This window comes from Lactiplantibacillus sp. B652 (assembly GCF_023806745.1).
GTDB lineage: Bacteria > Bacillota > Bacilli > Lactobacillales > Lactobacillaceae > Lactiplantibacillus > Lactiplantibacillus pentosus.
The window spans coordinates 1-2455 of record NZ_JAMSKY010000043.1; the positions used below are offsets into that span (position 1 = coordinate 1).

Consider the following 2455-nt stretch of genomic DNA (forward strand, 5'->3'; position numbering starts at 1 on the left):
ACTTTATTTATCGAATTCAAATTGAATTCAAAATCAAAATCGAAAAAAAGAACCCAATTCGTAAATGAATTGGATTCTAAATATAACTTCATCAACACCGGTTGACAGAGACCCGTTATTTACTGCTTACAGATCCTCAAGGCAAGTTGCCTATCCGCCCCAAAACTTGTGTAGCATCCAAAATTCAGAATCCCGTGTTCAATCGAATTTCACGTAAAAAAAGACGCCATTCATAATGAATGACGTCATCGACGGTCCGTACGAGACTCGAACTCGTGATCTCCTGCGTGACAGGCAGGCGTCCTAAACCAACTAGACCAACGGACCAATTGCGGGAGCAGGGTTTGAACCTGCGACCTTCGGGTTATGAGCCCGACGAGCTACCAGACTGCTCCATCCCGCGATAATATAATGACCCCTACGGGATTCGAACCCATGTTACTGCCGTGAAAGGGCAGTGTCTTAAACCACTTGACCAAGGGGTCATATTTTTAATATGGAACAACGGAGAAGGAGGGATTCGAACCCTCGCACCGCTTGCGCGATCTATACCCTTAGCAGGGGCACCTCTTCAGCCACTTGAGTACTTCTCCAAAATGGGCCTAAATGGACTTGAACCATCGACCTCACGCTTATCAGGCGTGCGCTCTAAACCAGCTGAGCTATAGGCCCAAAAAAGCGGGTAACGAGAATCGGACTCGCGACAACAGCTTGGAAGGCTGTGGTTTTACCACTAAACTATACCCGCATAAGACAGATGGCGCGGGACGGAATCGAACCGCCGACACATGGAGCTTCAATCCATTGCTCTACCGACTGAGCTACCGAGCCATTGTAGCCATTTAGAAACTATTAACTTAACGGTCCGTACGAGACTCGAACTCGTGATCTCCTGCGTGACAGGCAGGCGTCCTAAACCAACTAGACCAACGGACCAAATTGCGGGAGCAGGGTTTGAACCTGCGACCTTCGGGTTATGAGCCCGACGAGCTACCAGACTGCTCCATCCCGCGATAATAAGGAGGATGAGAGATTCGAACTCTCGCGTGGTTTGACCCACCTGACGGTTTTCAAGACCGTTCCCTTCAGCCAGACTTGGGTAATCCTCCATAAGTTGTAACTAGGAAATGTCCACTATTAATAGTAGATGGACCTTGTAGGGCTCGAACCTACGACCGGACGGTTATGAGCCGTCTGCTCTAACCAACTGAGCTAAAGGTCCAAGCTCTTATTCCTATCGCGGCAGGGGGAATCGAACCCTCGACCTCCCGGGTATGAACCGGACGCTCTAGCCAGCTGAGCTACACCGCGATGTGTTAAATAATCGTAATGACTACTTAATCGGGAAAACAGGATTCGAACCTGCGACCCCCTGGTCCCAAACCAGGTGCTCTACCAAGCTGAGCTATTTCCCGTTATATGCACCCAGTAGGAGTCGAACCTACAACCTTCTGATTCGTAGTCAGACACTCTATCCAATTGCGCTATGGGTGCTTCATAAAAAAAGTGCCGAGGACCGGGATCGAACCGGTACGGTTATCACTAACCGCAGGATTTTAAGTCCTGTGCGTCTGCCAATTCCGCCACCCCGGCAACACTTGGAACAAAGCGGAAGACGGGATTCGAACCCGCGACCCCCACCATGGCAAGGTGATGTTCTACCACTGAACTACTTCCGCATAATTATTCAGTTAATGCCGACTAGAGGATTCGAACCTCCGACCCCCTGTTTACAAGACAGATGCTCTGCCAGCTGAGCTAAGTCGGCATGACGATTAACACAACTATAACATCATATCATGCTCAGTCACATAAATCAACAATAACTTTTTATGAACTTATTTACTTATGAGCCGTAAACAATGAGCCGTGACAGTCTCGAACTGTCGACCCTCTGATTAAAAGTCAGATGCTCTACCAACTGAGCTAACGGCTCATAATGGAGGATACAGGGCTCGAACCTGTGACCCTCTGCTTGTAAGGCAGACGCTCTCCCAACTGAGCTAATCCTCCAAAATCGCATGGCAACGTCCTACCCTCGCAGGGAGCGATCCCCCAACTACTCTCGGCGCTAAGAAGCTTAACTTCTGTGTTCGACATGGGAACAGGTGTATCCTTCTCGCCATCATCGCCACACTATTGAGACTAAATATTAAATTAATATTCATTTAACCTTGCGGTTAAATGAGCCGTGACAGTCTCGAACTGTCGACCCTCTGATTAAAAGTCAGATGCTCTACCAACTGAGCTAACGGCTCATGATGGAGGATACAGGGCTCGAACCTGTGACCCTCTGCTTGTAAGGCAGACGCTCTCCCAACTGAGCTAATCCTCCAAAAATCGCATGGCAACGTCCTACCCTCGCAGGGAGCGATCCCCCAACTACTCTCGGCGCTAAGAAGCTTAACTTCTGTGTTCGACATGGGAACAGGTGTATCCTTCTCGCCATCGTCAC

Annotated in this window: 21 tRNA genes and 2 rRNA genes; all 23 read right to left on the reverse strand. The window is 49.0% G+C overall.

The window, feature by feature from the left end:
• Positions 1 to 252: 252 nt before the first annotated feature.
• Positions 253 to 327, reverse strand: a tRNA-Asp gene (locus tag MZO40_RS16740).
• A 2-nt stretch (positions 328 to 329) separates the two neighbouring features.
• Positions 330 to 403, reverse strand: a tRNA-Met gene (locus MZO40_RS16745).
• A 9-nt stretch (positions 404 to 412) separates the two neighbouring features.
• Positions 413 to 485 (reverse strand) — tRNA-Glu (locus MZO40_RS16750).
• Between the two features lie 20 nt (positions 486 to 505).
• Positions 506 to 593, reverse strand: a tRNA-Ser gene (locus tag MZO40_RS16755).
• A 4-nt stretch (positions 594 to 597) separates the two neighbouring features.
• Positions 598 to 672: transfer RNA gene (locus MZO40_RS16760), tRNA-Ile, on the reverse strand.
• 5 nt (positions 673 to 677) lie between these two features.
• Positions 678 to 748, reverse strand: a tRNA-Gly gene (locus MZO40_RS16765).
• A 10-nt stretch (positions 749 to 758) separates the two neighbouring features.
• Positions 759 to 831, reverse strand: a tRNA-Phe gene (locus MZO40_RS16770).
• Positions 832 to 861: 30 nt separating this feature from the next.
• A tRNA-Asp gene (locus MZO40_RS16775) sits at positions 862 to 936 on the reverse strand.
• Between the two features lie 3 nt (positions 937 to 939).
• Positions 940 to 1013, reverse strand: a tRNA-Met gene (locus MZO40_RS16780).
• A gap of 6 nt (positions 1014 to 1019) precedes the next feature.
• Positions 1020 to 1109 (reverse strand) — tRNA-Ser (locus MZO40_RS16785).
• A gap of 39 nt (positions 1110 to 1148) precedes the next feature.
• A tRNA-Ile gene (locus MZO40_RS16790) sits at positions 1149 to 1222 on the reverse strand.
• Positions 1223 to 1237: 15 nt separating this feature from the next.
• A tRNA-Met gene (locus tag MZO40_RS16795) sits at positions 1238 to 1311 on the reverse strand.
• 30 nt (positions 1312 to 1341) lie between these two features.
• Positions 1342 to 1415: transfer RNA gene (locus MZO40_RS16800), tRNA-Pro, on the reverse strand.
• A 5-nt stretch (positions 1416 to 1420) separates the two neighbouring features.
• Positions 1421 to 1494 (reverse strand) — tRNA-Arg (locus MZO40_RS16805).
• 13 nt (positions 1495 to 1507) lie between these two features.
• Positions 1508 to 1593 (reverse strand) — tRNA-Leu (locus tag MZO40_RS16810).
• A 14-nt stretch (positions 1594 to 1607) separates the two neighbouring features.
• Positions 1608 to 1679: transfer RNA gene (locus tag MZO40_RS16815), tRNA-Gly, on the reverse strand.
• Positions 1680 to 1695: 16 nt separating this feature from the next.
• Positions 1696 to 1768: transfer RNA gene (locus MZO40_RS16820), tRNA-Thr, on the reverse strand.
• A 95-nt stretch (positions 1769 to 1863) separates the two neighbouring features.
• Positions 1864 to 1936: transfer RNA gene (locus tag MZO40_RS16825), tRNA-Lys, on the reverse strand.
• A gap of 4 nt (positions 1937 to 1940) precedes the next feature.
• Positions 1941 to 2013 (reverse strand) — tRNA-Val (locus MZO40_RS16830).
• Positions 2014 to 2019: 6 nt separating this feature from the next.
• Positions 2020 to 2136 (reverse strand): 5S ribosomal RNA (gene rrf / locus MZO40_RS16835).
• A 49-nt stretch (positions 2137 to 2185) separates the two neighbouring features.
• Positions 2186 to 2258 (reverse strand) — tRNA-Lys (locus MZO40_RS16840).
• Between the two features lie 4 nt (positions 2259 to 2262).
• Positions 2263 to 2335 (reverse strand) — tRNA-Val (locus tag MZO40_RS16845).
• A gap of 7 nt (positions 2336 to 2342) precedes the next feature.
• Positions 2343 to 2455: ribosomal RNA gene (rrf, locus tag MZO40_RS16850) — 5S ribosomal RNA — on the reverse strand; the annotation flags it as partial.